Origin of the sequence: Acidisoma silvae (assembly GCF_020618775.1) — a bacterium.
Lineage (GTDB): Bacteria > Pseudomonadota > Alphaproteobacteria > Acetobacterales > Acetobacteraceae > Acidisoma > Acidisoma silvae.
The window spans coordinates 1-24,996 of record NZ_JAESVB010000026.1 but is presented as its reverse complement, the minus strand read 5'-3'; the positions used below and the strand labels follow the sequence as shown (position 1 = coordinate 24,996).

Annotated in this window: 24 protein-coding genes and 1 pseudogene; 16 read left to right on the top strand and 9 right to left on the bottom strand. The window is 60.6% G+C overall.

Annotated features, from left to right (window positions below):
* The first annotated feature begins 226 nt into the window (after positions 1 to 226).
* The 6 genes from ASILVAE211_RS23730 (at position 227) to ASILVAE211_RS23705 (ending at position 5,964) form a co-directional block, all read left to right on the top strand.
* Positions 227 to 1,066 carry an AraC family transcriptional regulator gene (locus ASILVAE211_RS23730; protein ID WP_227323846.1) on the top strand — a complete coding sequence of 280 codons (840 nt, stop codon included), beginning with the start codon at positions 227 to 229 and terminating at the stop codon, positions 1,064 to 1,066.
* 135 nt (positions 1,067 to 1,201) lie between these two features.
* Positions 1,202 to 1,948, top strand: a complete 747-nt coding sequence (locus tag ASILVAE211_RS23725) for an SDR family oxidoreductase (RefSeq protein ID WP_227323845.1) — start codon at positions 1,202 to 1,204, stop codon at positions 1,946 to 1,948.
* A gap of 170 nt (positions 1,949 to 2,118) precedes the next feature.
* Entirely contained in the window at positions 2,119 to 2,820 is a 702-nt protein-coding gene (locus ASILVAE211_RS23720) for a creatininase family protein (protein ID WP_227323844.1), read from the top strand.
* The gene (locus ASILVAE211_RS23715) at positions 2,817 to 3,845 is read left to right on the top strand and encodes a ketopantoate reductase family protein (protein WP_227323843.1); all 1,029 of its coding nucleotides are present in this window, start codon (positions 2,817 to 2,819) and stop codon (positions 3,843 to 3,845) included. Before ASILVAE211_RS23720 ends, ASILVAE211_RS23715 begins: the two co-directional genes overlap by 4 nt.
* Positions 3,845 to 4,588 (top strand): SDR family NAD(P)-dependent oxidoreductase, encoded by a 744-nt coding sequence (locus ASILVAE211_RS23710; protein WP_227323842.1) that lies wholly within the window; start codon positions 3,845 to 3,847, stop codon positions 4,586 to 4,588. Before ASILVAE211_RS23715 ends, ASILVAE211_RS23710 begins: the two co-directional genes overlap by 1 nt.
* Positions 4,585 to 5,964 carry a dipeptidase gene (locus ASILVAE211_RS23705; protein WP_227323841.1) on the top strand — a complete coding sequence of 460 codons (1,380 nt, stop codon included), beginning with the start codon at positions 4,585 to 4,587 and terminating at the stop codon, positions 5,962 to 5,964. The genes ASILVAE211_RS23710 and ASILVAE211_RS23705 overlap by 4 nt, the downstream gene beginning before the upstream one ends.
* A gap of 9 nt (positions 5,965 to 5,973) precedes the next feature.
* Here ASILVAE211_RS23705 and ASILVAE211_RS23700 read toward each other — a convergent pair whose 3' ends face one another.
* Entirely contained in the window at positions 5,974 to 6,954 is a 981-nt protein-coding gene (locus tag ASILVAE211_RS23700) for a succinylglutamate desuccinylase/aspartoacylase family protein (RefSeq protein ID WP_227323840.1), read from the bottom strand.
* Between the two features lie 151 nt (positions 6,955 to 7,105).
* On the opposite strand from ASILVAE211_RS23700, the gene ASILVAE211_RS23695 reads away from it, so the two are divergent.
* Positions 7,106 to 8,020 (top strand): polysaccharide deacetylase family protein, encoded by a 915-nt coding sequence (locus tag ASILVAE211_RS23695; protein WP_227323839.1) that lies wholly within the window; start codon positions 7,106 to 7,108, stop codon positions 8,018 to 8,020.
* Here ASILVAE211_RS23695 and ASILVAE211_RS23690 read toward each other — a convergent pair.
* The gene (locus ASILVAE211_RS23690) at positions 8,017 to 9,060 is read right to left on the bottom strand and encodes a P1 family peptidase (protein ID WP_227323838.1); all 1,044 of its coding nucleotides are present in this window, start codon (positions 9,058 to 9,060) and stop codon (positions 8,017 to 8,019) included. The genes ASILVAE211_RS23695 and ASILVAE211_RS23690 overlap by 4 nt on opposite strands.
* A gap of 273 nt (positions 9,061 to 9,333) precedes the next feature.
* Between ASILVAE211_RS23690 and ASILVAE211_RS23685 the strand changes: the two genes are divergently transcribed.
* Positions 9,334 to 10,893, top strand: coding sequence for an ABC transporter substrate-binding protein (locus ASILVAE211_RS23685; RefSeq protein ID WP_227323837.1), 1,560 nt, complete (start codon positions 9,334 to 9,336; stop codon positions 10,891 to 10,893).
* A 55-nt stretch (positions 10,894 to 10,948) separates the two neighbouring features.
* Here the strand turns inward: ASILVAE211_RS23685 and ASILVAE211_RS23680 are convergent, their stop codons facing one another.
* From ASILVAE211_RS23680 to ASILVAE211_RS23665, 4 genes are read right to left on the bottom strand one after another with little or no spacing between them, the layout of a single operon-like run.
* Positions 10,949 to 11,920, bottom strand: a complete 972-nt coding sequence (locus tag ASILVAE211_RS23680) for an ABC transporter ATP-binding protein (protein WP_227323836.1) — start codon at positions 11,918 to 11,920, stop codon at positions 10,949 to 10,951.
* A complete protein-coding gene (locus tag ASILVAE211_RS23675) occupies positions 11,917 to 12,930 on the bottom strand; it encodes an ABC transporter ATP-binding protein (protein WP_227323835.1) in 1,014 nt (337 codons plus the stop codon). Before ASILVAE211_RS23675 ends, ASILVAE211_RS23680 begins: the two co-directional genes overlap by 4 nt.
* The gene (gene nikC, locus ASILVAE211_RS23670) at positions 12,927 to 13,796 is read right to left on the bottom strand and encodes a nickel transporter permease (protein ID WP_227323834.1); all 870 of its coding nucleotides are present in this window, start codon (positions 13,794 to 13,796) and stop codon (positions 12,927 to 12,929) included. The genes ASILVAE211_RS23675 and nikC overlap by 4 nt, the downstream gene beginning before the upstream one ends.
* Positions 13,793 to 14,797, bottom strand: a complete 1,005-nt coding sequence (locus tag ASILVAE211_RS23665) for an ABC transporter permease (RefSeq protein ID WP_227323833.1) — start codon at positions 14,795 to 14,797, stop codon at positions 13,793 to 13,795. Before ASILVAE211_RS23665 ends, nikC begins: the two co-directional genes overlap by 4 nt.
* A 548-nt stretch (positions 14,798 to 15,345) precedes the next feature.
* Here ASILVAE211_RS23665 and ASILVAE211_RS23660 point away from each other — a divergent pair.
* The 8 genes from ASILVAE211_RS23660 (at position 15,346) to ASILVAE211_RS23625 (ending at position 23,860) form a co-directional block, all read left to right on the top strand.
* The gene (locus ASILVAE211_RS23660; RefSeq protein ID WP_227323832.1) at positions 15,346 to 15,819 is read left to right on the top strand and encodes a GNAT family N-acetyltransferase; all 474 of its coding nucleotides are present in this window, start codon (positions 15,346 to 15,348) and stop codon (positions 15,817 to 15,819) included.
* A 531-nt stretch (positions 15,820 to 16,350) separates the two neighbouring features.
* Complete coding sequence (locus ASILVAE211_RS23655; protein WP_227323831.1) at positions 16,351 to 17,271, top strand: sugar-binding transcriptional regulator; 921 nt, start codon at positions 16,351 to 16,353, stop codon at positions 17,269 to 17,271.
* An 82-nt stretch (positions 17,272 to 17,353) separates the two neighbouring features.
* Positions 17,354 to 17,974 carry an SIS domain-containing protein gene (locus ASILVAE211_RS23650; protein ID WP_227323830.1) on the top strand — a complete coding sequence of 207 codons (621 nt, stop codon included), beginning with the start codon at positions 17,354 to 17,356 and terminating at the stop codon, positions 17,972 to 17,974.
* Between the two features lie 6 nt (positions 17,975 to 17,980).
* On the top strand, positions 17,981 to 19,435 hold the full coding sequence (xylB, locus tag ASILVAE211_RS23645) for a xylulokinase (protein WP_227323829.1): 1,455 nt from the start codon (positions 17,981 to 17,983) through the stop codon (positions 19,433 to 19,435).
* A gap of 27 nt (positions 19,436 to 19,462) precedes the next feature.
* A complete protein-coding gene (locus tag ASILVAE211_RS23640) occupies positions 19,463 to 20,491 on the top strand; it encodes an ABC transporter permease (RefSeq protein ID WP_227323828.1) in 1,029 nt (342 codons plus the stop codon).
* Positions 20,492 to 20,549: 58 nt separating this feature from the next.
* Positions 20,550 to 21,560, top strand: a complete 1,011-nt coding sequence (locus tag ASILVAE211_RS23635; RefSeq protein WP_227323827.1) for a substrate-binding domain-containing protein — start codon at positions 20,550 to 20,552, stop codon at positions 21,558 to 21,560.
* A 21-nt stretch (positions 21,561 to 21,581) separates the two neighbouring features.
* Positions 21,582 to 23,141 (top strand): sugar ABC transporter ATP-binding protein, encoded by a 1,560-nt coding sequence (locus ASILVAE211_RS23630; protein WP_227323826.1) that lies wholly within the window; start codon positions 21,582 to 21,584, stop codon positions 23,139 to 23,141.
* Positions 23,138 to 23,860: an SDR family oxidoreductase gene (locus ASILVAE211_RS23625; RefSeq protein ID WP_227323825.1), complete on the top strand. Its 723-nt coding sequence runs from the start codon at positions 23,138 to 23,140 to the stop codon at positions 23,858 to 23,860. Before ASILVAE211_RS23630 ends, ASILVAE211_RS23625 begins: the two co-directional genes overlap by 4 nt.
* 227 nt (positions 23,861 to 24,087) lie before the next feature.
* Here ASILVAE211_RS23625 and ASILVAE211_RS26590 read toward each other — a convergent pair whose 3' ends face one another.
* The 3 genes and pseudogenes from ASILVAE211_RS26590 to ASILVAE211_RS23610 all read right to left on the bottom strand — a co-directional run.
* Positions 24,088 to 24,546: a transposase gene (locus ASILVAE211_RS26590; RefSeq protein WP_227323824.1), complete on the bottom strand. Its 459-nt coding sequence runs from the start codon at positions 24,544 to 24,546 to the stop codon at positions 24,088 to 24,090.
* A complete protein-coding gene (locus ASILVAE211_RS26585; RefSeq protein WP_227323823.1) occupies positions 24,492 to 24,797 on the bottom strand; it encodes a transposase in 306 nt (101 codons plus the stop codon). Before ASILVAE211_RS26585 ends, ASILVAE211_RS26590 begins: the two co-directional genes overlap by 55 nt.
* Positions 24,784 to 24,996, bottom strand: a pseudogene (locus ASILVAE211_RS23610) (ISL3-like element ISMdi2 family transposase); the annotation flags it as partial. The pseudogene ASILVAE211_RS23610 and the gene ASILVAE211_RS26585, both read right to left, overlap by 14 nt.

Here is a 24,996-nt window from a genome sequence, read left to right as displayed (position 1 = left end):
TGATTTGAGCAGAACACGTCCAGCAACCTCTCGAACGTCAGGGTCCGCGCTGGAGCGACACATCAGCGGCCGTAAGTTATTAAGGTTCCCGTTGTAGCTGCCATCATAGGACGTGTTGTGTTAGATGGTTAATCTGGAAGTTTCCTTTCGTGGTCGAGTTACTTCAGGATTAATGTAGCTCTTACATTCGTAAGTGCGAATGGCATCTATAATGGGAAGTTTAATAATGCAAAGCGAGGGCGATGCTTGGCGCGAGGTCGAAATCCAGATCTTCGCAAGATCGCCGACAGAAGACGGTCTTCTCGTCCCAGCCGTCGCCGAACCTCTCCTCGTCTGGATAATTGCGGGCTCTGCTTTTGTCGAAGAGCGCGAATTGAATGGTGAATGGCATGGACGCAAGGTATCAAAGTGTGACTTTTTCCTTACACACGCAACAGCCCCTTATATGATGCGGTGGAAAAGCGACAATGGCGCGAGTTTTGAAGTGCTCCACCTTTATCTTGGGCTCTCGCTTCTTTCTCGTATGATTGCAGAAGTGGCCGGCCAAAAGTCAGGTGTCCGACTCCGTGACGTTTCAGGCGCACAAGACGATGTCATCTCCAGTTTGCTGACTGTGTTGCACAAAGAAATGCAGGCATCTTCCGCGGCATCCTCCATCTTCGTGCAAGGAATAGCGCAAAGTCTCACAATTCATCTTGTGCGGAGTTATGGAGAAACAAGCGATGAACCTGCAAGAAAACTCGACCAGCTTCCGAGGTATAAGCTAAGGCGCGCTGTCGACTTTATGGAGGAAAACCTTGCAGAGGAATTCAATCTGGAGAAGGTCGCTCAAGCTGCAGGAATGAGCCGGTTTCATTTCAGCCGTGGCTTTAGGAGCAGTATGTCCCAATCGCCTTCCCAGTGGTTTATTCGCCAGAGGATCACGCGTGCGCAAGAGCTTTTGAGAGAAACCGACTTGCCCATAATCGAAATTGCCATGACGGTCGGCTACGAAAGCCCAAGCCATTTTGCTCAGGTTTTTCGGCGTGAAACCGGCGTGTCCCCAAACCAATATCGCACCGGTTAGCCGACTGGATCTGATTGCCGCAAGACTACGACAGTTTCCGCAATCCCACAAGCGAACGTCCTGAATCTTACCACTATGTCTTTGTCCGTCCTAGGGACACCTCGTTTAACCGAGGTCCAATTACGGAGGATTGACATGAATACCGAAGCGAAAATCGCCCTTGTCACGGGGGCTTCAAGCGGCATTGGTGCGGCTACCGCGAAAAAGCTGGCGGCCCAGGGGATGATTGTTGGGCTGGCTGCCCGACGAAAGGACCGACTTGATGCGCTTGTTGCTGACATCGAATTGTCAGGTGGAGAAGCGATAGCGCTCGAAATGGACGTGGTGGAACCAGCCTCTATTGAAGCGGCAACCCACATTCTTATCGAGCGATACGGACGTATTGATGTGCTGGTTAACAACGCGGGGCTTATGCCGCTATCGGACGTCGACGCGCTAAAGATCAACGAATGGAAGCGCATGATCGACGTCAATATCAATGGCGTCCTGAATACAACCGCATCTGTTTTGCCGCACATGATCAGGCAGCACAGGGGACATATTTTTAACATGTCCTCGATCGCTGGCCGCAAGGTCTTCACTGGCCTGACAGTATATTGCGCGACAAAAGCTGCTGTCGCGGCGTTCTCGGACGGCCTTCGCATGGAAATTGCGCCCAAGCACAATATCCGTGTGACCTGCATTCAGCCAGGCGCCGTGAGGTCCGAACTCTATGATCAGATTACTGACCCTACCTACCGTCAGCAAATGGACGACCTGGCAAAACGCATGACCTTCCTGGAAGGCGGAGATATCGCGGATACAATACTGTTCGCGTTGAACGCGCCCAAACACATGGATGTCGCCGAACTCTTCGTATTGCCGACCGAACAAGGTTGGTAATACCGGAGGCCACTCCCGCTTTCCCCGGGAGTGGCCAGCTTGCTGGCGTAGCTCGAAGGTCGAGCCGTTTGAACTTTTGGTGCCTTGCCTCGCGATTTCTAGTGGAATAGCGTCTGGCACAGCTCTTTGCCGATCGCGGCCGCGGTGGCAAAGACGCCATAGGAGGTATCATGCGTATAGGCGAGATGAATTGGATGCAGGTGGAATCCTACCTGCAGGTTGATGATCGCTGTGTGTTACCTCTGGGCAGCACCGAGCAGCATGCGTATCTGAGCCTCTCGGTCGACAGCATCCTCAGCGAGCGCGTGGCGGCGGAAGCGGCCGAACCCCTGGGCGTTCCGGTCTTTCCGGCGCTAAGCTATGGGCTGACGCCCTATTTCAAGGACTTTCCGGGCACAATTTCCCTGCGGATGGAGACCTATCTCCACATCCTGCAGGATATGCTGGACAGTGTTTACCGCAGCGGCTTCCGCCGCATCCTGCTGTGCAACGGCCATGGCGGCAATGCGCCCGCAGGTGCCTTCGCTATGGAATGGATGGCCGATCATCCGGATGCGAGCGTGCGCTTTCACAATTGGTGGAGTGCGCCCAAGACCTGGGCGGCCGTGCAGGTTACGGACAAAGTCGCGTCCCACGCGTCCTGGATGGAGAATTTCCCTTGGACGCGGCTCGCGCATGTTACCGCGCCCGAGGTACAAAAGCCTATGACCGATCTTGAGCTTTTGCGCCTGCAGAACCCGGCGGGCGTTCGCCGCATGCTGGGCGACGGCAATTACGGCGGCTTTTATCAGCGCGACGATGCCGAAATGCTGGCGATCTGGTCTGTCGCGGTGGCGGAAACCCGCGCGCTTCTGGAAGGTCCCTGGGCATGAGCGGTCCTATCCTGATCTGGGGTGCGGGCGCCATCGGCGGCACGATCGGCGCCTATCTGGTACGAGTGGGTGAAGACGTGCAATTCGTCGATACCGCGGCCGACCATGTCGCGGCCATGCAGCGCGACGGGCTGACGATCGAAGGGCCGATTGAGACCCTCACTGTGCCGGTGCAGGCCGTTCTGCCGCAGGATCTATCGGGAACCTTCTCCCGCATTCTGCTTTGCGTGAAGGCGCATCATACCGAGTCGGCCTCGGTGGCGTTGGCGCCGCATCTGGCGGCAGGCGGCTATGTCGCGTCCTTCCAGAACGGTCTCAATGAATTCGTCATCGGGCGGGTGCTGGGCATCGACAATGTCATCGGTGCCTTCATCAATTTCGGCGCTGATTATATCGCGCCGGGCCGCATCCTGTATGGCGGCAAGGGCGCCTGCGTTCTGGGCGAACTGGACGGACGGATCAGCCCGCGCGTGACGGCGCTGCATGCTGTGCTGACAAGCTTCGAGCCGGATGCCATGTTGACTGAGGATATCCTCGGCTATCTCTGGGGCAAGCTCGGCTACGGCGCCTTGCTCTTTGCGACGGCATTGACCGATGCCTCGATCGCCGATGTGCTGGCATCGGAACGGCATCGGCCTGTTCTGGCCGCGCTGGCGCGGGAAGTGATGGCGGTGGCCGGCACTAAAGGCATAAAGCCGAGGGGCTTCAACGGTTTTGACCCCGCCGCTTTCGGGCAGGATGGCACGGAAGCCGCGATCGACGCTTCGATGTCTGAAATGGTCGTGCATAACCGGCGCTCCGCGAAATCCCACAGCGGCATCTGGCGCGATCTTGCAGTGCGCAAGCGCAAGACGGAAGTGGACGCGCAACTGGGGCCGATTCTGACCGAGGCCGCTGCGCTCGGCCTGGCCGTGCCCGTGATGACGCAACTGATCGCGATGATCCATGAGATCGAGAATGGTTCGCGTTCCTTGGCCTGGGACAATCTGGACGATCTGGCGCTAAGCATGGCAGGGGACGCGTGATGCAGCAGGGGTTCGCGGGCCGCCGGGTTCTGGTGACGGGTGGCGGTCATGGCATAGGGCGCGGCATTGCGCGCGCTTTTGCAGCGCTCGGGGCCGAGACACTGGCCGTTGATATCAATGACGCCGGCTTACGAGAGACGGCGGATGGACAGGAAAGGCTCGCGGTCGCCGTGCTAGACGTGACGGATGCGATGGCTGTGCAGTCAACCACCACTGCCTTCGGTCGTGCCGATATCCTGGTTCATAGTGCCGGCGGCGTTTGCGGCCAGGCCGGCAAGCCGGTGGAAGACGTGACCTTGCCCGAGTGGCAGGCGATCCTCTCCGTCAATCTGACCGGTGCCTTTCTGATGGCGCAGGCGGTGACGCCCGCCATGAAGGCCGCGGGCTATGGCCGCATCGTTACCATTTCCAGCGGGGCCGGTATCGGTGTCAGCCTGACGGGTATCCAGGCCTATGCCGCTGCCAAGGCCGGTGAGATTGGATTGACGAGGCAGCTGGCGCATGAACTCGGCCCCTTCGGCATTACCGTCAACAGTGTCGCGCCCGGTTTCGTGCGCTCCAACCCGGCGACCGAGCGGCAGTGGGAAGCCTATGGGCCCGAAGGCCAGAAGCGTCTGGTCGAAACAATCGCCACGCGCCGGCTGGGACGCGTGGAGGATATCGTCAACGCCGTTCTGTTTTTCGCCCGTGAGCAATCCGGCTGGATCAGTGGTCAGACCCTGAGCGTGGACGGTGGCAAATGACGGGGCTGACCCCGCTGGACTGGGTGGCAGCGCAACACGACGGCATTCTTGAAACGCTGTGCCAGTTTGCTGCCATATCAAGCGTCAGCACCGATCCCGCCTATGCCGCCGGCATGGCAGAGGGCGCAGCTTTCCTTGCGGATCACATGGCATGGTGCGGGCTTGAGAATGTGGTTGTGGCGCCGACGGCGGGCCATCCGGTCGTCATGGGCGACTGGCTGCATGCGGAAGGCCAGAAGACCATCCTGATCTACGGCCATTACGACGTGCAGCCGCCGGACCCGGTCGAAAAATGGCAAAGCCCGCCTTTCGAGCCTATGCTGCGCGACGGCAGGCTGTATGGCCGTGGTGTTTCGGACGATAAAGGCCCTGTCATCGTAGCGCTGTCCGCTATCGCGGCCTTTCTGCGCGGCGCGGGCAAACTGCCGGTCAATGTTAAATTCCTGATCGAAGGCGAGGAGGAAATCGGCAGCGCGCATCTGGATGCTTTCGTGGCCGAACACGCGGCGGCCCTGGGCGCTGATTTCGTGCTCTCGGCCGATGGTGCCATGTGGCGCGTCGACCTGCCGACCGTGACGGTCGCGAGCCGTGGTCTCTGTGCTTTGGAAGTGACCGTCACGGGCGCCGCGAAGGACCTGCATTCTGGACGCCATGGCGGGTCGGTCGCCAATCCCCTGCAGGCGCTGAGCCGTTTGCTGGCGAGCCTGCATGACGAGACGGGCGCTGTCGCGGTCGCGGGATTTTATGATCAGGTGCTTGTGCCGTCTGCGGCGGAACGGGCGACCGTGCAGGCCATTCCCTTCGATGAGCCGGCCTATCTGCAGGCCGTCGGCGCGTCGGAGGCGGCCGGTGAGGTGGGATGGTCGACGCTGGAGCGCAACTGGCTGCGGCCGACGCTGGAACTGAACGGTATTTGGGGTGGCTATAGCGGTCCTGGCTCCAAGACCGTCATCCCGTCCGAGGCCCATGCCAAGATCACCTGCCGTCTAGTGCCGGATCAGGCGCCTGGGTCTATTCGCGATTGCGTCGAAACCCATCTGCGGCGGCATTGCCCGCCGGGCGTGACGTTGAAGGTCACGCAGGAGCCGGGTGGCGCGCAACCCTCGGCGATCGCGTCTGACCATTCCGGTTTGCATCTTGCCATGCAGGTTCTGGAAGAGATCTATGGGGAGCCTGCGCTGCAGGTGCGCATGGGCGCGACGATCCCGATCGGCGGCATCTTCAAGCACCGGCTTGGGCTGGATACGGTCTTTTTCTCCTTCTCGACGGCGGACGAGGACTATCACGCGCCCAACGAATTTTTTCGTATCTCCCGCCTGCATGACGGCCTCCGCGCCTGGATCCGCTATCTGACCTTGCTTGGCCAAGCCGCGTGAGTCCTGCCGCTAAGCCGCGGGCAGGCCGATGCCGCAGATGAGCCCGTTTTCGGCGATGGCCGGGCTGGTCACAAGGAACAGGATGCGGCCGGAGGCTTCCGCGATGATCGTCTCGGTCGTCTGGTCGAAGAAATCCTTGAGGATGCCGATCGTATCGCCAACCGCGACGCTGTCGCCGACGCAGACGGATGGGCGGAAAAACCCGGCGTGACGGGACCGCGGCCACAGGAAGCCCGCGTAGCGGTCGGGAGAGATGAAGGTCGCGGTCGCATCCGCCAAAACGCCGAGACTGCGCAACACATTTTCCGCCCCGGCCAGCATCGTCTTGGCGATGGCCGCGTCATAAAGGCCGGCCCCACCGTCTTCCGCGATAATGCCTGGAACCCCAAAATCGGCCGCCGCGCCGATCGTCATGCCCGATAGGCTGTCCGTCCGGCGGCGCTGGATCAGAAGGGACGGCGATCCGAAGGCGCGAGCCAGGGCGTCGCTTTTGGCATCGACCGCCGCGTCGCCGCTTTCCTGGTAGATGGAAAACGGCACTAGTGCTTCGGGCATGTCGCCGCCATGCATGTCGATATAGGCATCCGCGTGGCGGATGGCTTTCTGCACAAGCTGCCAGGCCAGCCGTTCCGAAAAGCTGCCATCGGCCTTGCCTGGGAAGACCCGATTGAGGTTCTGGCCGTCCTCTGGCACGACATAGGCGGCCCGCTGCCAGAAGGCGCCGGGATTCATCAGCGGTAGCACCAGAACCTGGCCATGCATGGACTGTGGATTCAACAGCGCGCCCAGCCGCACGGCGGCGTCGATCGCCGGGTATTCCGATCCGTGAATGCCTGCGGTGATGAGAACGGCGGGACCGGGCGCAGCACCGCGAATGGCGACATAGGGCCAATCCCGGCCGGTAAGGACCGGGTCGTCGAAGGAAAGGAATCCTTGCGCCCTGACACCGGGCGCCGGCGGCGAAACCAGAGCGAATCTCCAGTCAGACAATTGACAATCCTCTTGAACTTCGATGACCTCGGCGCCCAGCCAACCGCATTGACCGCGAAGTATAGCATCTTTGTGAAACGGGTCGACAATGGACCTCTGCCGAAGCCTGCGTCAGCGGGCGTGGGCTGACGTCAGAATGAGGAATTCAGGCATGAGCATTTCCGTCGCGGACGGCTTGGAACCCTGGCGCTGGGAGGAAGACCAATGGCGCGAGATCGTGGGCCGCGCGCGGGCCGGACGCAGCCTGAAACCGACGCATTGGCCGAACGGCGCCAGATGCGCCGTGGCGCTGTCTTTCGACGCCGATCATGAGACGATTCCCTTGCGCGACAATGACGAAAGTCCCATGCGCATCAGCCAGGGCCAATACGGCAACCGGCAGGGCATTCCCCGCATTCGCAAGCTTCTTGAAACACATTCAATTCCCGCGACCTTCTTCTATCCGGCCGTCTCGGCCCTGCTGCATCCCGACGAAGTGCGCGGCATCGCGCAGGACGGCAACGAGATCGGAATCCATTCCTGGATTCACGAAAAGAATACCGATCTGCCTTATGAGAACGAACGCGAATTGAGCCTGCGCGCGGCGGATACGCTGACAGGGCTCACGGGCGTGCGCCCTGTCGGGATGCGGACCGCGAGCTGGGATTTTTCCGTCAATACGCTGCGCATCATTCGTGAGATGGGCTTGCTGTACGACAGCAGCCTGATGGCCGATGACGAGCCCTATGAGATCATTGCGGACGGCGAGCCGACGGGCATTGTGGAACTGCCGCCGGAATGGATCAGGGATGACGCCGTCTATTTCAACATGCTGCGCTTTTCAGCGCTGCGGCCCTATACGGCTCCTTCAGCCGTAGAGGAGATTTTTCGCGCCGAATTCGACGGCGCCTGGGAAGAGGGCGGCCTATTTCTGCTGACGATGCACCCGCATGTAATCGGTCATCGCAGCCGCATGCCGCTGCTGGCGCGACTGGTCGAGCATATGAAGCAAAAAGGCGGGTGCTGGTTCGCGACCCATGCCCAGGTTGCAGCCTGGTGTCGCGATCAGGCAGTGCCCCCGCTTTAAAGCGGGGTGGTCTCCGGGTCGTTCTCGTTGAAACCGGACCTGTCGAGCAGCGCCATCAACACGGATGGCTCCAGTCGCTTCAGCACGCGGCCAAGATGGCCGGCAACGGTATGGGCCTGTAGCATCGCGTTATAGACGGCCTCCTCCGTCGCCTCTTTCACGGCCTGAAACAAGGGTGACATGGCGCTGTTCGACAGATCCGGCCGTGACGGCGTCTCCCCATCCGCCTCATGGTCACGTCGGACGGCCTCATGGGTCGAAAAGGCAATGGCGTAATCTCCGGACCCGTTCGCCATGCATGATCCCGTACAGGCAATGCCCAGGAAGGCGCGCTGCGCCATGCGCTTGAGATTGCGGTCGCTGACAGGCGCATCGGTCGCGATGATGATGACGACGGAACCGTCTCCCCGCGGCTCGCTCTTTTCCTCCGAAAGGTAGAACTGCCCGAGCGCCTGCCCAATCTCTCTGCCCGCAACCGTCAGAATGCCGCCGTAGTTTGTCTGCACAAGAATGCCGATCGCATAGGCGCCGCACTTGGCTGGCAGCACGCGAGAACTGGTACCAATGCCGCCCTTCCAGCCGAAGGCCTGGGTCCCGGTGCCGGCACCGACGCATCCTTCTGCGACAGGGCCGTTCGTTGCGCTTGCGATCGCGTCCAGCACATGCGGCACGGTCACCTGCCGCGCCCTGATGTCATTCAGATAGCCGTCATTGGTTTCACCGACCACGGCATTGACCGAGACCACCGCCTCATTGCCGGGCTGGGCGAGCGTCCATTGCACGACGCCGGCGATGCCTTCCGCGACGGACAAGGTATTGGTCAAGACGATGGGCGTTTCAATCTCACCTAGTTCCGCGATCTGGGTCGATCCCGCGAATTTACCGTAACCGTTGCCGCAGGCGAAGCCGGCCGGCACTTTCCGCTGAAAAAGATTGCCGCCATGCGGCAAGATAGCGGTGACGCCGCTGCGCACGCCTTCCCCAGCAATGACTGTCCTATGACCGACCGAGACAAGAGCGACATCCGTGATGGCGTTCATGGCACCCGGGTGAAAAATTCCGGGTGCTATGCCGATGTCGCGCGCGCGAAGGCCGCACGCGCTTTCTGACCTTTCGTCAACCATCCTTGGTCCCTGATCTTGCGCGACAGACTTATAGCGCGTTGACAGCCGCATGCCTCGCACTATCGTGAGGCCCCGTTCGAGAGAGGGCTGGGTGAGGCATAGCCGCCCGGATCCTCCGGCTGGTCTCGGCTGCATACCGCGCCGCAGGCCTGTGAAGCAGGTTCTGAAATGTTACGTGAAGGAGCTAAGATGAGGTTCAAGACACTTGCCTTCGCAGCCGCTTTGGCGGTCGCCGGAGGAGCGGCCGCTGCGCGGGCCGATAGCACGCTGGTCATCGGAATTGCCGCCGACCCCACGGGCTTCGATGCCGAAGCCGTCGAAAACAATACGTCGGGCTTTGTCATGTCGACCGTTTACGACAGCCTGCTGCGCTACAAGCCGGGCACGACGGCGGTAGCACCTGGTATCGCCGAAAGTTGGGACGTGTCGCCCGATGGACTGACCTATACCTTTCATCTGAAGAGGGGCGTGAAGTTCAGCGACGGCACGCCGCTTGATGCCAAGGCCGTCATCTGGAACGTCGACCGCCTGCTCAATAAGGCAAACCCGCAATATATCTATAATACCGGTCCGGTTGAAGGCTATATCGACTTCACCTACGGCGATGTCGCAAGCTATCGCGCCGTTGATGACAACACCGTCGAATTCAAGTTCAAGAAACCATCGGCGCCTTTCCTTAATAGCCTTGCGATGGTCTGGAACGGATTGGTCAGCCCCGCCGCCGCCGCGAAATGGGGTAAGGATTATCGCAACCATCCCGTCGGCAGCGGCCCCTTCATCTTCCGAGAATGGCGTCAGCGCGACGAAATCATTCTCGACGCCAATCCCAATTACTGGGGCGGCAAGCCAAAGGTCGATCACCTGATCTTCAAGGAATTGCCTGATCCGCAAGCGGCCGTGCTGGCGCTGAAGCAAGGCGATATCCAGATCCTGGCCGATCTCAGCACCCAGTCCGTGCCTGTCATCAAGCATGACCCGACGATCACGCTGCTGACGCAGCCGGGTTTGGCTGTGTCCGGTGTCGCGATTCCGGTCGACGTGCCGCCCTTCAATGACCCGCGCGTGCGCCAGGCCCTGAACTATGCGGTCGACAAGACCGTCATCAACAAGGCGCTTTATGCCGACCTGGCCGTGCCGATGACATCGCCCTTGCCGCAGGCACAATGGGGTTTCGACAAATCGCTTCCGGGCTATCCCTACGACGTCGCCAAGGCAAAAGCGCTGCTGAAGGAAGCGGGCGTCAAACCCGGAACGCAGGTCGAGCTGCTGACCTATAACTCGCCGCGCGGCTACAACCCTGCCGGTCCGAACCTCGCTATCGCCATTCAGGGCTTTCTCAAAAAGGTCGGCATCGTCGCAAGCGTCCGTCAGCTTGAGATCGGTGCCTATTTCTCCCTCGTCCGGTCCGGCACCTATAAGGGCCTGATGATGGAAGGCTGGACCGGCGATAACGGCGACCCGGACAACTTCCTGTCCGAGCTGTGGGGCGCGGCCAATATTCCTATCGTCAATTGGTCGCGCTACAATAACCCTAAGGTCGAATCGCTGCTGTCGCAGGCACTTGTCGTCTCCGACCCCGCCAAGCGCACGGCGCTGTATGATCAAGCCCAGAAGACCATCCTGGATGATGCGCCCTGGATTTTTGTGAACTCGACCCTGCAGATCCGCGCGATCCGCAACAATGTCGAAGGCTATCAGCTGAACCCGACGCAGATGTTCTTCGGCATGGAGAATGTGTCGCTGAAGTAGGCTGTCTGGTTCAGTGCGCAGATCCGCAGGACAAGCTGGTGGATCTGCGCACCTATCAAATGATTCCGGTTCGAATGCAGGCGGCCTCATGTCCGGGGCCGACGGGCTGAAGCACCGGCACGATCGCCGCGCAATCCGCAATTGCATAGGGGCAGCGGGTACGAAACACGCAGCCCGACGGCGGGGCGGTGGGGCTAGGCAATTCGCCCTGCAGCACGATCCGTTTGCGGGTGCGGCTGGCATCGGGTTCTGGCACGGCGGAGAGCAGCGCTTCCGTATAGGGATGCTTCGGCGCCCGCACGATGTCGCGGGCCGGCGCGATTTCCATGATGCGGCCGAGATAGAGAACCGCCACGCGGTCCGCGATATATTCGACGACCGCCAGATCATGGGAAATGAAGATCATCGCCAGACCCAGCCGCTTCTGCAGGTCGCGCAGCAGATTGACGATCTGCGCCTGAATGGAGACATCCAGCGCCGAGACGGCTTCGTCGGCGACGATCAGGTCAGGCTTCACGGCCATCGCGCGCGCGATGCCGATACGCTGACGCTGGCCGCCGGAAAATTGATGCGGATAGCGCCGCAGATGGCTGGCATTCAGCCCGACCAGTTCCAGCAGGGACACGACCTGCGCCTGCAAGTCCCCGCGGCTGCTGGCCAGCCGGTGGATGACCAGCGCCTCGGCGACGATCTGCTCCACCGTCATGCGCGGATCAAGTGAGCTGAACGGATCCTGAAAGATCGGCTGCGCCCGCCGACGGAAAGCCTGCAGGGACACGTCAGACAGACGTGTGATATCCTGCCCGTCGAAAACGATCTGCCCGGCGGTCGGCTGGTCCAGCCGCAGCACCATATTGCCGATCGTGCTTTTGCCGGAGCCGGATTCGCCGACCAGGCCCAGTACTTCGCCAGGCTGGACCGTGAAGGAAACGCCGGCGACCGCCTGTAAGGGCGCGCCGGCGCGGAACACGCGCCCCTTGGTCGGAAAATGCTTCACCAGATCGGTGACGGCGAGCAGGGCGGTCATGCGGGCTGCCCCGCAATGTCGCGCCAGCGGGCGCAGCGTACGACGTGTCGCTCCGTAACCGGCTCCAGGTCCGGTCGCCGCGCCATGCACGGATCCGGCAGGGCATGGGTACAGCGCGGATGAAAGGCGCAGCCCCGCGGCATCTCGCCCAGATTGGGCACAGTGCCGGGAATGGTCGGCAGCGGGCCGGCGTCACGATCCATGCCCAGGCGCGGAATGGATTTCAGCAGTCCGCGCGTATAAGGCATCCGTGGATCCTGGAAGATGTCGGCAGCCGGTGCCGCTTCCACCGTCTGCCCGGCATACATGACCAACACCCGGTCCGCGATCTCGGCCGCCACGCCCAGATTATGGGTGATGAAGATAACGCCCATGGACAGCTCCTTCTGGAGCCTGGCGATCATGTCCAAAATCTGCGCCTGGACGGTGACGTCCAGCGCGGTCGTCGGCTCATCCGCAATCAGCAGCGAAGGGCTGCAGGCGAGTGCCATGGCAATCATGGCGCGCTGGCGCAGCCCACCTGACAATTCGTGCGGATAGGCATCGAAACGGCGCTGCGGCTCCGGCACGCCGAGCAGCGCCAGCATGTCGATCGCCCGCAGCCGCGCGGCGCGCCGGCTGAGCGGCTCATGCAGGCGGATCGTCTCCACGATCTGCGCCCCGATTGTATAGACCGGGTTCAGCGCGGTCATAGGTTCCTGGAAGATCATCGCGATCTCAGCCCCGCGCAGATGCTGCATGGTGCGGGCATCGGCCTTGGCGAGATCATGCGTCTGGCCGTCGCGCGCATGGAACAGGATTTCGCCACCGGCGATGCGGCCGGGCGGCTGCGGTATCAGGCCCATGACGGCAAGACTGGTGACGGATTTGCCCGAACCGGATTCCCCGACGATGACCAGCGTTTCTCCCTTCTGCACGGTGAAGGAGATGCCGGAAACGGCGGAGACCGTTCCCATCTCGCCACGGAAATCGACGCGCAGGTCGCGGACCTCAAGCAGGGGTTGGGTCATGCCGACCGCCGCGGATCGAAATGGTCGCGCAATGCGTCACCCAGGAGATTGAAGCCAAGCACGACGAGGAAGATGGCAAGGCCGGGGAAGGTCGCGATCCACCAGGCGGTGAGGAAATAGCTTTGGCCATCGGCCAGAAGCGCGCCCCAATCCGGCGAGGGCGGCTGCGCGCCCAGGCCGAGGAAGGAGAGGCCGGCCGTTTCCACGACGACGGAACCGGCCTGCAGCGTCGCCATCACCAGGATCGGCGTCACGCTATTGGGCAGCACATGGCGCAGCATGAGACGAAGGCGCGACGCGCCGAGCGCGCGGGAGGCGCGCACATAGTCCGACTGCCGGACGGACAAAACCTGCCCGCGCAGAAGCCGCGCATATTGCGGCGTATAGACGATGCCGATGGCGATCATGGAATGGGTCAGACCCGGCCCGAGGGCCGCGACAATGATCAAGGCCAGCAGCAGATAGGGGAAGGCCAGCACCATATCGACGATGCGCATGATGACGGCTTCCACCCAGCCGCCGAAGAAGCCCGACAGCAGGCCCAGGGTGCAACCGACGGCCAACGCCAGGCCATCGGCCACGACGACGGCGAGAAGCGCCGTTCGCGTGCCGTAAAGCACGCGGCTGAGCATGTCGCGGCCATATTGGTCCGCGCCTAGGAGATGGATCCAGGACGGCGGCGACAGCGCGCTCGACAGGTCCTGGTCATAGGGATCGTAGGGTGCCACGAGCGGCGCCAACACCGTCAGCAGCAGGAATATGACCGTGATGGCGAGCCCGACCGAGGCCGAGACGCGGCGCAGCACGCGCCGGATGCCTTTTGGCCTGCGGGTGGCGGGCAGGGGGTCGACGATCTCAGTCGTCATGAGCGGCGAATCCTGGGATCGAGCAGACCGTAGGTGAGATCGACGATCAGATTCACGAGTACGAAGACGAAGGCGATGAACAAGGCGCCGGCCTGCACCACCGGGTAGTCGCGGGACAGGATGCTGTCGACCATGAGCCGGCCGAGCCCAGGCAGGGAAAAGATCGTCTCCGTCAGCACGGCACCCGACAGCAGCAGGCCGAGTTGCAGGCCGATAACGGTGATAACCGGTGTCATGGCGTTGCGCAGCACATGGCGGATGATGACGCGGCCTTCCGGCATGCCCTTGGCGCGGGCGGTGCGGACATGGTCCAGGCTTGCCATGGCGAGCATTTCGGACCGCGTGATGCGTGCGATCATCGCGAGCGGAATGGTCGCGAGCGTCACGGCGGGAAGCGCCAGATAGCGCAGGCTGGCCCAGATCAGCAATGGCCGTCCGCTGATGATACTGTCGATCACCGTCATGCCGGTCACGCGCGGTACGTCCAACCCGGTCGGCATGAGGCCGCCGATCGGCAGCCAGTCGAGCAAATCGCCGAACAGGAGCAGCAGCATGAGGCCGAGCCAGAAGATCGGCATCGACACGCCGAACAGCGTTGCCGTCATCAGCAGATTGTCCCAGACGCTGCCGGGACGGGTGCCGGCGACGATACCGATGGGCACGCCGACCGCGATGGCCAAGGCGAGGGCCGCGAGCGCCAGTTGGAGCGTCACCGGGAACGCGGTTAAGACGTCGGCCAGCGCCGCATGATTGCTTCGCAGCGATGTGCCGAAATTCCCTTGGAGCACCTGCCAGAAAAAGTCAGCATATTGGACGGGAAGCGATTGGTCGAGACCGAGCTGATGGCGTAGCTGCGTCAGCTGGGCGGCCGTCGCCCGCTCGCCGAGCAAAAGCGTTGCCACATCACCGGGAAGGACGTGCATCGTGAAAAAGACGATGACACTGACGCCGATTAGCACAAGCACAAGCTGGCCGACGCGGCTGGCAAGATAGCGCGTCATAATGTTGACGGAGGTTTTGCCAACGTGCCTGGCAAGCCTGGCCGTTTGGGCCCAGTCATCTTGTGCTCTCCGTAGCCGGGGATTCTGTTTGCAACGCGGGTAGGCAGTAGGTAAGGCAAAAATCAGCCGTGAGCGCGAGAGTCTACCCTGCTATCGGGCCGTACGAAAAGAATGAAAAGGTCGCAATTGTCAACATATGAGGCGATTGCAGCCCCTGTCGCGCGTCGTTTCGAGCTGCGCCTAAATTCGGGGTGGGCTTAGCCTAGCCTAGCCTAGCCTAGCCTAGCCTAGCCTAGCCTAGCCTAGCCTAGCCTAGCCTAGCCTAGCCTAGCCTAGCCGGGACTATGGTTTCATTACTTTCGCGCTTCGGGCTGCTCGGCCGGGTGTGCAATAGAGCGCCGACCCCTGGCCGCTGACGACACGAAACCGGGCCGGGCAAGATTGGCGGCGCGCGATATCGGCCTCACATAGCCAATATTCTTATCGGAATGGCTTTTGATTGCCTTAGTCACTTGGACAGGCCAGGATTTCTCGCCAGAATAATGCTTATGAAAGTTCATGCTGTGCTCCTTACGAACGGCTATGTGATCAGCGATGACCGCGCAAAAATCGACATGGCATTCGTCCACAGGTCACTCGCGACCGCATATTGGGCCATGAACCGGCCACCTGCGGTGACGGAACGCAGCATGGCTAATTGCCTCTGCTTTGGCATCTATGCTCCGCCGGGTGAGCAGGTTGGCTTCGCGCGTGTACTGACGGATTATGCCCTTCGTGCTCATCTTGCGGATGTATTTATCGAACCTGCCCTGCGCGGCTGCGGCCTTGGCAAAGCCTTGATCGAACGCATCTTGACGCATCCGGAACTCCTTACTGTCACGCACTGGACGCTGACCACGGCTGATGCCCAGGGGCTTTACGCTCGATATGGTTTCCATCCAAGCGTGCCAGACGGAAAATGGATGACAATGGAACGAAGCCCTCGACTTCTGCCCGAAGCGATGACATCCGGCTCCGAATAATGCAGTTGGGGGACCGGAGCCAACTAATTACTTTTGGAGCGGGCAAGGCTCCATCGAACAATGAGCAATGCATATTAGTTTGGTGTGAGCGATGAGGAATGACCGCTTGTCGTGTCCTTTGAACGTGGCCACAACGGTCGTCGAAATTCCTTAAATGAGGACTTTTTCACTTTGTGTGAGCCGGCGCTTCTGGGCATATAGGTGTGGATTCAAGTAATTAATTGCTGAAAGCAAGGATAACCTCGCTCCACAATTCGTCGCAGGACAGTTTTTGCCACGACTGCCCGGCCCTCTGCGCGATGCAATCATTCCTACTTTACGCCAGGTTCCGCGTTTAGTGCATGTCCCTGACGTATAACTTCTCCGTGCCGAAGGCTTTTACGATATTTCGCGGCTTCTGATACAAAGTGAGGAATAGCCGACAATCGAGAGACACAATCCTCCCACTTGACATTTTGCGCTCAAATGAGCGTGTCCTGGGTCACGGAAAGGGAGACCGGATTCATGGCGCGACGTCCATTGGCAAGGCTTATGATGACGACAGTGGCACACCGCCATTTCGTCGGGCGTCAGACTAAATCGGATATCGCCGACAGTCTCGGCGTTTCGCGTTTCAAGGTTGCTCGGCTGATCGAGGAAGCGATCGCTAGTGGTGTCGTCCGTTTCACTATTGCCGAGCTTGATGAATACGACACGGAATTGGCGGAAGCACTGAGCGCGCGTTTTGGCTTGCGCCATGCGGTCGTCTTGCGCGGTCCCAATCTCTCGGCTGGACAGATGACTGAAGCTTTGGGCCGGGCTGCTGCGGCGCTGCTCGAGGAAACTTTGGTGGATGGCCAAACCCTCGCGGTGGCTTGGGGAAGAACGCTGTCTGCCTGTGCGCAAGCGCTCACAAAACTACCTGCGGTGGACGTGGTGCAGGCCATCGGCAGCATGGCGGGCGGCGAGTATGTCCAAAGTTCTGTTGAACTCGTCCATCGGCTAGCAGCACTCAGCCGAGGCCAAGCCTATCCACTTTATCTACCGATGTGGCTTGAAGATCCGAGCCTTGTTGAACGTCTGCGCAACGAACCGAGCATTGCCCGCGCAACGGCTCGGTTCGCTCATGTCGACGTATTGGTCTCGGGGATCGGCGCCTGGAATCCCCCGCAATCGACGCTCTTCGCGACATTGCCGTTGGCTTGGCAGGAACAGGCCCAGGTGGCTGGCACTTCCGCCGACCTCTGCTCTGTCCTGCTCGATGCCGATGGGCGGCCGGTGGTGACGCCCCTGGCAGAAAATCTCATCGGTATGACGGTGGAGCAGATTCGCGCGGCTCCGACCGTGATTGGTGTGGCCGGGGGCATCGAGAAAGCCGAGGCTATTAGCGCAGTTCTGCGTGGCCGATGGCTCACGACTTTGATCACTGACGCAACCGTCGGGCAAAGGCTGTTGGGACTTTCGCTCAAATGAGCATATATTGCTCACTTGACGATAATGCGCTACACGCATACTATTCTCAAAACAAGGCAGCTCAGCTGCAGAGGAAATCTCTTTGGACGATCTCGACATTCTCGCAGTTGCGAGGCGTGTCATTCGTGCGAATGGCGCTGCCGTCCTGGCCGCTGAAAGTGCTCTTGGTGATGCCTTCCTGCGGGCCTGTCATGTGCTTGTGGAAAGCAAGGGCAAGGTCCTCGTCACAGGCAGTGGAACGTCGGGCGCCATTGCCAGCCGCGCCGCACATTTGTTGTCAGTCGCGGGAACGCCAGCCTTTTACCTGTCGCCGACGGATGGCGTGCATGGTGGATTGGGCGTCTTGCGGGCGGAAGATAGCGTTATTGCCATTTCAAAAGGCGGCAGCTCGGCGGAATTAAACGAGTTTTCACGCCGAGCGCGCAGCTTGGCGCATTGCCTGATCGTTATTACTGCGTCGCATGACTCCGAGCTCGCTAGCTTGGCCGATCATATATTGCCGCTGACTTTGCCTGCAGATGCCGATCTCGGCGCGATCATTGCCACTGGAAGTTCGCTGTCTACCGCAGCATTGCTTGATGCCATCACGGAAGTGACGCGCATGATGCGCGGCTACCGCTGGGACCAGGTGATCTATACGCACCCCGCAGGCGCGGTCGGGCGCGACGGCCCGGCGATTGCCACGCTTCTGGACGAGGAGTAGCGCATCATGGAGCGCCATCTCGTCGCAGGCATTGATACATCCACGCAATCCTGTACGGTCGTGTTGCGACGCCTAGAGGATGGTGCCTTCGTGGCGCAAGGCCGCGCACCACACCCCGCCACCACGCCGCCCAGAAGTGAGCAGGACCCACGGGATTGGTGGCAGGCCCTGACGGAGGCACTCGGGCAGATCGCGTCTCATCTTCCCTCCGTCGCCGCCATTTCAGTGGGCGGCCAAGGCCATGGACTCGTCATTCTTGATGGCGATGATGAGCCAATCCGTCCGGCGAAACTCTGGAATGACACCGAGTCGGCAGCCGATGCCGCTCTGCTGTGTGAGCAGCTCAGTGCTGCGGAATGGGCCACGCGCACTGGCTCTGTGCCTGCGCCAGCCCTGACGATTTCGAAAATCGCGTGGACCCGCGCGCATGTGCCGGACGCGCTGCGCCGCGCCGAGCACATCATGCTGCCTGCCGATTATCTGGGCTACCGCTTGAGCCGGCATGCGGTGACGGAGCGGGGAGGGTCATCCGGCACAGGCTATTTCAATCCCTTCCTGAATACCTGGGACCACGAACTGGCTGAGCTGGCTGCACCGGGCTTGGCCTGGGACAGGGTTTTACCGAAGATCATTACATCCGATGCCGTCGCTGGCACGGTTGGTCGGCTGCGGAATCTGGAATCGCTCTCGGGAGCCGTTGTCGGCGCAGGAAGCGGGGATAATATGACGGCCGCCCTTGGCTTGGGCATTCGGGAGGGCGATACCGTCATCTCTCTCGGTACGAGCGGTACGATCTATGCTGTGACGGATATCGGAGTGAAAGACGCAACCGGTGCCATCAATGGCTATGCCGATGCGACCGGACGCTTCTTGCCTATGATTACCACTTTGAACGCCGCGAAAGTAACGGATTTCTTCCGCCGGATGATGGGCGTGGACACCGGCCGTTTCGACGCTTTGGCGCTGGCAGCCGAGCCTGGCAGCGCTGGCGTGGTCGTCGTGCCCTACCTCGATGGCGAGCGCACGCCGAACTTGCCGGGAGCCACTGGTCAGGTCCAGGGCCTTCGCAGCAATACCAGTCCGGGTCAAATTGCCCGCGCGGCTGTGGAGGGCGTGCTTTGCAGCCTGCTGGACGGGCAGGATTTGTTGCGGGCCGCCGGCACGCGGATGACGGGCCGCCTGATCCTTACCGGTGGAGCGGCACGGTCCCGTGCCTATCAGCAGGTTCTGGCCGACTTGACCGGACAGCCGGTCTATCTCAGTCGGCTGGATGAAGCTGCCGCCGCCGGCGCCGCTGTGCAGGCCACAGCGGCGCTCACGGGCCGGTCCACAGAGGCGGTGGCAACGGATTGGGCACCCGAACTGAGCTTAGTCGCGACACCGCAATCCGGCATCGACGCGGTGGCCGTGCGCTCCGCCTATCAACAGGCAGCGGCGCGGGTCCGGAAGCAAGCAGCGTAGCATGAGCGCATCAATAGGAAACGGATCATGAGCAGTGCTGCCAAGACGCCGGTCATGCCGCGCCGCTGGAGCGTGCCCGACGAAGCCGGAATTCTCGGCATGCTTATCGTGGTTTTCGCGTTGTTCTGTGCCATGTCGCCTAACATGCGCACCGTGTCGAACGGGCTTGTGTTGCTTCTGAATGGTGCGGTGATCGGTTTGCTTGCCTTGGGGCAAACCTTTGTCCTGCTCATCGGCGGCATTGATTTATCGACCGGCGCGAATATCGCTTTCATGGGCGTGCTCGTGTCGCTGCTCATGGCGCATGGCGTGGTCTGGCCCCTGGCGATCGCAATGACGCTTGCTGCCGGCGCGGTGATGGGCACGATTAACGGCCTCATTATTCAGATCTTCCGCGTACCGCCCTTCATCGTAACCTTTTCAACCATGGGCGTCGCCTCATCCATGGCACTGATCATCACGGGTGCCAATTCCATCTCGGTGACGCAGAGCGGCTTCGCTGTCATTGGCCAGGGAGCCATCGCGGGTGTGCCGGTGCCCGTTGTGGTTCTAGCCATTTTCGCGATCCTGGCGGGTCTGCTTTTGTCCAAGACCATCCTTGGCACACATATCTACGCCACCGGCGGTAACCGCGAGGCGGCGCGCCTGGCGGGCGTAAATCTCACGCTCACCACCATCACCGTTTATGCCATAAGCGGCTTCTGCGCGAGCCTGGGTGGCGTGATCGATACCGCACGGTTGATGGTCGGCTTCCCGACGACCGGTCTCGGTGACGAATTGTTCTTCTCGATAGCGGCGGCCGTCATCGGCGGTGTCAGCCTGTTCGGTGGTGTGGGCCGCGTGCAAGGCGCCATGATCGGTGCGGTACTGATTGCGGTCGTCAGCGATGGCATGAACGTGCTGAATGTCAGTAGCTACTGGCAGTCTTTGGTCATCGGCCTGATCGTCCTCGTCGCCGTTATTTTCGATACCTACCGCCGGCGTCATGCCGGCACGCCGATCAGCGAGACGCTACGCGCTTTCCTCAGACGGCACGGTTCACGACGCCTATCTTGATACCGCCGGGGCAAAACGGCCTGGTGGATTAATAAAAACAAAAAGAGGGGAACTATCCATGGGTTTGACGGGAAATCTCGGGTGGCATGCGGCGAAAGCCATGCGCCCTGTTCTGGGCCTGACAGTGCCGGCGGCCTTGCTGGCCTTCGGCACCACAGGCGCTTTCGCGCAAGGTGCGAAACTGCTTCCGGAAAGCTGCAAACAACCAAACCCGCTCATAGGTGTCGCACTGCCCAATACGTCCAATCCCTACTACATCGCAATGCGCCAAAGTTTCCTTGATCACGGCAAGGCAGCGGGCTTTAACGTTGTTGTGTCCATCGCGGATAACAGCGATTCCCGGCAGCTGTCGCAGATTGACGCCTTCATCCAGCAGAAGGTTTGTGCGGTGGCGCTGAACGCCGTGGACTCCGGTCCGGGCGCCGCCATGGCCACGGCCTTGTCGAAAGCGGGCATTCCGGTCTTCACCCTCAACGTCTCGGTCGATGAAGCAGATCTCAAGGCTCAGGGCGGCCAGATTGTCCAGTATGTCGGGCCCGATCAGGTTGAAGGCGGCAAGGTAATGGGTGATGCGACCCTCGCTTCACTCGGCAAGACCGCAAAAATTATTGCCGGCATTGTAGGTGATCCGCAGCAGCTGCCTACGAATGAGCGCGATACCGGTTTCAAGCAGGCACTTTCCGCCGATTCCAACGCCACGGTCACGCGCGTGGTCAATGGGTTGGTGCAGCCGGACGTGAGCCTCAAGGTTGCGATGGAAATGCTGCAGGGCAATCCGGAGATGAATGTCATCTTCGCTGACACCGGGCCTGGTGCGGTCGGCGCCATCCAGGCCGTGAAGGCGCTCGGCAAGGCCGATAAGGTCAGCATATTTGCCTTTTGTGCCGCGGATACCAAGCTGGAGGGCCCGTATAAAGGATGCTCAGCGCAACAACCTGCAACCTACGCGCAGATTTCAGTGCAGAGTATTCGCGGCTATATCGACGGCAAGGACGTGAAGGCGAATGTCTTCCTGCCCGTTGCGGTCTTTACTTATGGGCAGACGCCCCCACCCGGCGAACTCGGCTGACGCGAGGAGCAACGACTACTCATGGGCGCGGATCTTCTTGTCGCTGAAGGTATCGTCAAACGCTACGGCAATGCGACGGTTCTGCATGGCGTGACTGTGACGTTCCGCGCCGGTGAGGTGCATGGTTTGATTGGCCATAATGGCGCAGGGAAGTCCACGCTGCTGAAGATAATCGCTGGAGCCGTGGTGCCTGACGGCGGCACAGTGCGCCTGGAGGGTCAGCCAGTCTCCTTCTCTAGCCCTTCTGCGGCTGCGAGCGCGGGTGTGGCCAGTGTCTTCCAGGAATTGTCGCTGCTGGAGAACCTGACCGTTACGCAGAATCTGTTCCTGGCACGAGAACTCGGCACAGCCGGTGTCCTAGACAAGAAAGCTATGCAGGCGCAGGCCAGCGATTTGCTTCGAACTTACGGGCTGCCTCTCACCGGTCAGGAGAAAGTGGCATCCCTACCGGTCGCGCAGCGGCAGATGATCGAGATCATCAGTGCGCTGGCCCGCAACGCGCGGGTCATTCTTCTGGATGAACCGACAACAGCGTTGGAACGAAGACAGATTGACCAGCTTGTGCATACGCTGCGGCGCATCGCGCGGGAGCGGCAGGTTGCGATTGTCATTGTCGATCATAAACTCGACGAGATTTTCGCTGTCTGCGATCATGTCACGGCCTTGACCGACGGGCGCGTGGTCCTGAACGGACCCATCGCCAGTTTGACGCATGCTGATGTTGTGGAATCCATCGTCGGCAAGGATGAGGCCGCGGCTTCGCACGGTAACCGGCCATCTTCGCCCCGGCTCGCGGCGGATGTTAAGGCGCTACCGGCCTTGACTGTCGAAGGCATCGGCGCACCGCGTGGCCTGAAGTCGGTCAGCTTCGACCTCGCACCTGGAGAAATTCTCGGGCTTTATGGTCTCGCAGGCTCGGGCCGCAGCCGGCTGCTCCGCACGCTCTATGGGCTTGAACCTTTCGAATGGGGCAGAATGACATTGCGTGGGCAGGTCTACCATCCGGCCAGCCCGCGCAACGCTATGAAGTCCGGCTTGACCTACCTGTCCGAGGAACGCAAGGCTAATGGCTTCATTCCCGAATTCGATGCCGTGCGCAACTGCATGCTGCCGGTTCTGGGGCGGCACGCCTGGCTTGGCATGATACGCAAACACGAGGCGGAGCAGGAAGCGCTGGTCGTGCTGCGCAGCCTGCGGATACGTGGCAATATTCGCGCTCCGCTTGGGCGCCTGTCCGGTGGCAACCAGCAGAAAGCGCTGTTGGCCAAAGCGGTGCTGCAAAAGCCCTCGATCCTGCTGCTGGATGAACCGACAAAGGGCATCGACGTCGGAACGAAATCGGAAATTCACGCCTTCATTCGGAGAATGGCCAAAGAATCAGGTGTGGCTGTTCTTGTGGTCTCGACGGAGGAAGAAGAGCTGCTGACCGTTTGTGATGACATCATCATTATGAATGGCGGCCATTGTTCCGGCGAACGGCATGAGGTGGTGGCGCTTGATAGCGGCACGCTGCGTCGCCTTGCGCTGGCGCCCCCGCGGCCTGATACCAGATTTGGAAACGCCATGGAGACTGTTAAATGAGCAAGCCGCTTGTTGTGATCACGGGCGCCGGCAGCGGCATCGGCGCCGCGGCGGCCCGTGCATTTTCCGCTGCCGGACATCCGCTGCTGCTTCTCGGTCGCCGGATCGAACGGCTGGAGGCATTGGGGCTGCTGAATGTGCTTTGCTGCACAGCCGATGTGCGCGAGGGGGACGCCGTGGCGGCCGCGATTGCAACAGCAGAAGCGGTGCACGGGCCTGTCGACTGTCTCATCAACAATGCCGGCGTGGCACCTTTGGCACGGATCGAGGATCAAAACCCGGCCGAGTGGCGTGACCTGCTCGACATCAACTGCCTTGGCGTGATGAACGGCATGCAGGCGGTAATGCCGGGCATGAAGGAGCGGCGCCATGGCACGATCATCAATGTGAGTTCGATCGCCGGCATCAAGTCCTATCCGTATCACGATGCCTATGGGGCTTCGAAAGCCTATGTCCATGCGCTGACCGAGGCGGCCCGGCGCAGCGTCTCCGGCTTCGGTGTGCGCGTGATGGTGATCTCTCCTGGTCTTACGAAAAGCGAGATCGAAAGCACGATGCTCAACTCTGAAGCCCATCAGATCTGGGCGGAACGCGGCGCTGATATTGGGGGTGGCATCGAGGCACAGCATGTTGCACACGCCATGCTTTTTTCCTACCAGATGCCTCAGGATGTGATTGTTCAGGAACTTGTCATCACGCCAACGGCTCAAGAATATTAGCCCACCTCCACCAAGCGTCGGAAAACCCTTCTCCATTTTGTTATGACTAAGGAGTATAAGAGAGTTTTCGGCGTTCCCAATGCGAGCTGCGCATAATGGCGTCTGGCTCAAATGATGTGGCGTCAAGTAGTATAGAGGGGAAGCATGCTAGCACGAAGCAACTCGGCGCTAGCACGACCATACATTGCACGCTTGAGTGTTTTTAGGTTGTTGATTTGTCCCTTTGTCTAGCCATTGCTCCAAGGCTTCACGTTGGCGTTCCGGACGGCACCAGTGTCTCGGCGAAGCGTCGCTGCAATCCGTCGCATCGCATGAATGCCGGAGCTGGCTGCGTTCTGTAGCCAAGTATCCAGCAATTCGATATTGCCGCGCCTCAGAAGCCCACGAAAACGCATGGCGAGGGCACGCATTGCGGCGAACTCAGTGGACGCCTCCTTCAAGTCATCCACTTTTTCGCATTGGACTTTAGTCAGCAACCCGCGTGGTTTGATGCAAAACGCTGACGCGACAATCGGTGGAACATGTATCCTTGTTTTGCCATCAGGCAACCTAGCCCATTCTGGGGGTGAAGATGTGATCACCGCGGCGAAGTGGGCACGCCGCCAGCCGTTGAGGAGCCGTTGAAGTTGGGTTAGGCTGCCTGTGTAGCAAAGCGGCCGGATCTCGGCGAATAGCTGCCGTCCCATTGTGCATTCTTCGTTCCTTCGTTGGGCCAGGTAAGCTTGGGTGGTTCCTGGAGGGCCGCGTTCTGTTGTGGTCCCAGTTTCAACGGTTGGCCTAGGGCTCGCGTGAGCTGCCGTTCGATTACGTGGCGAAAATTCTGCAGAAGATGGAAGCGATCGGCGACCTGGGCCGCCTGTGGTGCGCCGTGAGAAGCGGCTTGGGTATAGAGACCACACCGATCTCGGCTCACGATTTCAATCTCAGGGCGGCACATAAGCCAGGATGCTGTTCATTGGGCTGAGCGGCCCCGGCAGGACGTCCAAAACCGCGCGTCGCTCAAGACCGACCATGATCGTCCCATAAGTGCGGCCCTTTCGCCAACTCCAATCATCAACACCCACCACGCGGCCGGGCCGGGCCACATGGTCCCTAACGCCGCGCTTCAACGATTGCAGGAGGGCGTCCTTGCTTTG

Excerpts from the sequence above, each read along its gene's own strand:
- ASILVAE211_RS23730 (WP_227323846.1), top strand. The coding sequence starts at position 227 with ATGCAAAGCGAGGGCGATGCTTGGCGCGAGGTCGAAATCCAGATCTTC.
- ASILVAE211_RS23725 (WP_227323845.1), top strand. The coding sequence starts at position 1,202 with ATGAATACCGAAGCGAAAATCGCCCTTGTCACGGGGGCTTCAAGCGGC.
- ASILVAE211_RS23720 (WP_227323844.1), top strand. The coding sequence starts at position 2,119 with ATGCGTATAGGCGAGATGAATTGGATGCAGGTGGAATCCTACCTGCAG.
- ASILVAE211_RS23715 (WP_227323843.1), top strand. The coding sequence starts at position 2,817 with ATGAGCGGTCCTATCCTGATCTGGGGTGCGGGCGCCATCGGCGGCACG.
- ASILVAE211_RS23710 (WP_227323842.1), top strand. The coding sequence starts at position 3,845 with ATGCAGCAGGGGTTCGCGGGCCGCCGGGTTCTGGTGACGGGTGGCGGT.
- ASILVAE211_RS23705 (WP_227323841.1), top strand. The coding sequence starts at position 4,585 with ATGACGGGGCTGACCCCGCTGGACTGGGTGGCAGCGCAACACGACGGC.
- ASILVAE211_RS23695 (WP_227323839.1), top strand. The coding sequence starts at position 7,106 with ATGAGCATTTCCGTCGCGGACGGCTTGGAACCCTGGCGCTGGGAGGAA.
- ASILVAE211_RS23690 (WP_227323838.1), bottom strand. The coding sequence starts at position 9,060 with ATGAACGCCATCACGGATGTCGCTCTTGTCTCGGTCGGTCATAGGACA.
- ASILVAE211_RS23685 (WP_227323837.1), top strand. The coding sequence starts at position 9,334 with ATGAGGTTCAAGACACTTGCCTTCGCAGCCGCTTTGGCGGTCGCCGGA.
- ASILVAE211_RS23680 (WP_227323836.1), bottom strand. The coding sequence starts at position 11,920 with ATGACCGCCCTGCTCGCCGTCACCGATCTGGTGAAGCATTTTCCGACC.
- ASILVAE211_RS23675 (WP_227323835.1), bottom strand. The coding sequence starts at position 12,930 with ATGACCCAACCCCTGCTTGAGGTCCGCGACCTGCGCGTCGATTTCCGT.
- nikC (WP_227323834.1), bottom strand. The coding sequence starts at position 13,796 with ATGACGACTGAGATCGTCGACCCCCTGCCCGCCACCCGCAGGCCAAAA.
- ASILVAE211_RS23665 (WP_227323833.1), bottom strand. The coding sequence starts at position 14,797 with ATGACGCGCTATCTTGCCAGCCGCGTCGGCCAGCTTGTGCTTGTGCTA.
- ASILVAE211_RS23660 (WP_227323832.1), top strand. The coding sequence starts at position 15,346 with ATGAAAGTTCATGCTGTGCTCCTTACGAACGGCTATGTGATCAGCGAT.
- ASILVAE211_RS23655 (WP_227323831.1), top strand. The coding sequence starts at position 16,351 with ATGATGACGACAGTGGCACACCGCCATTTCGTCGGGCGTCAGACTAAA.
- xylB (WP_227323829.1), top strand. The coding sequence starts at position 17,981 with ATGGAGCGCCATCTCGTCGCAGGCATTGATACATCCACGCAATCCTGT.
- ASILVAE211_RS23640 (WP_227323828.1), top strand. The coding sequence starts at position 19,463 with ATGAGCAGTGCTGCCAAGACGCCGGTCATGCCGCGCCGCTGGAGCGTG.
- ASILVAE211_RS23635 (WP_227323827.1), top strand. The coding sequence starts at position 20,550 with ATGGGTTTGACGGGAAATCTCGGGTGGCATGCGGCGAAAGCCATGCGC.
- ASILVAE211_RS23630 (WP_227323826.1), top strand. The coding sequence starts at position 21,582 with ATGGGCGCGGATCTTCTTGTCGCTGAAGGTATCGTCAAACGCTACGGC.
- ASILVAE211_RS23625 (WP_227323825.1), top strand. The coding sequence starts at position 23,138 with ATGAGCAAGCCGCTTGTTGTGATCACGGGCGCCGGCAGCGGCATCGGC.
- ASILVAE211_RS26590 (WP_227323824.1), bottom strand. The coding sequence starts at position 24,546 with ATGGGACGGCAGCTATTCGCCGAGATCCGGCCGCTTTGCTACACAGGC.
- ASILVAE211_RS26585 (WP_227323823.1), bottom strand. The coding sequence starts at position 24,797 with ATGTGCCGCCCTGAGATTGAAATCGTGAGCCGAGATCGGTGTGGTCTC.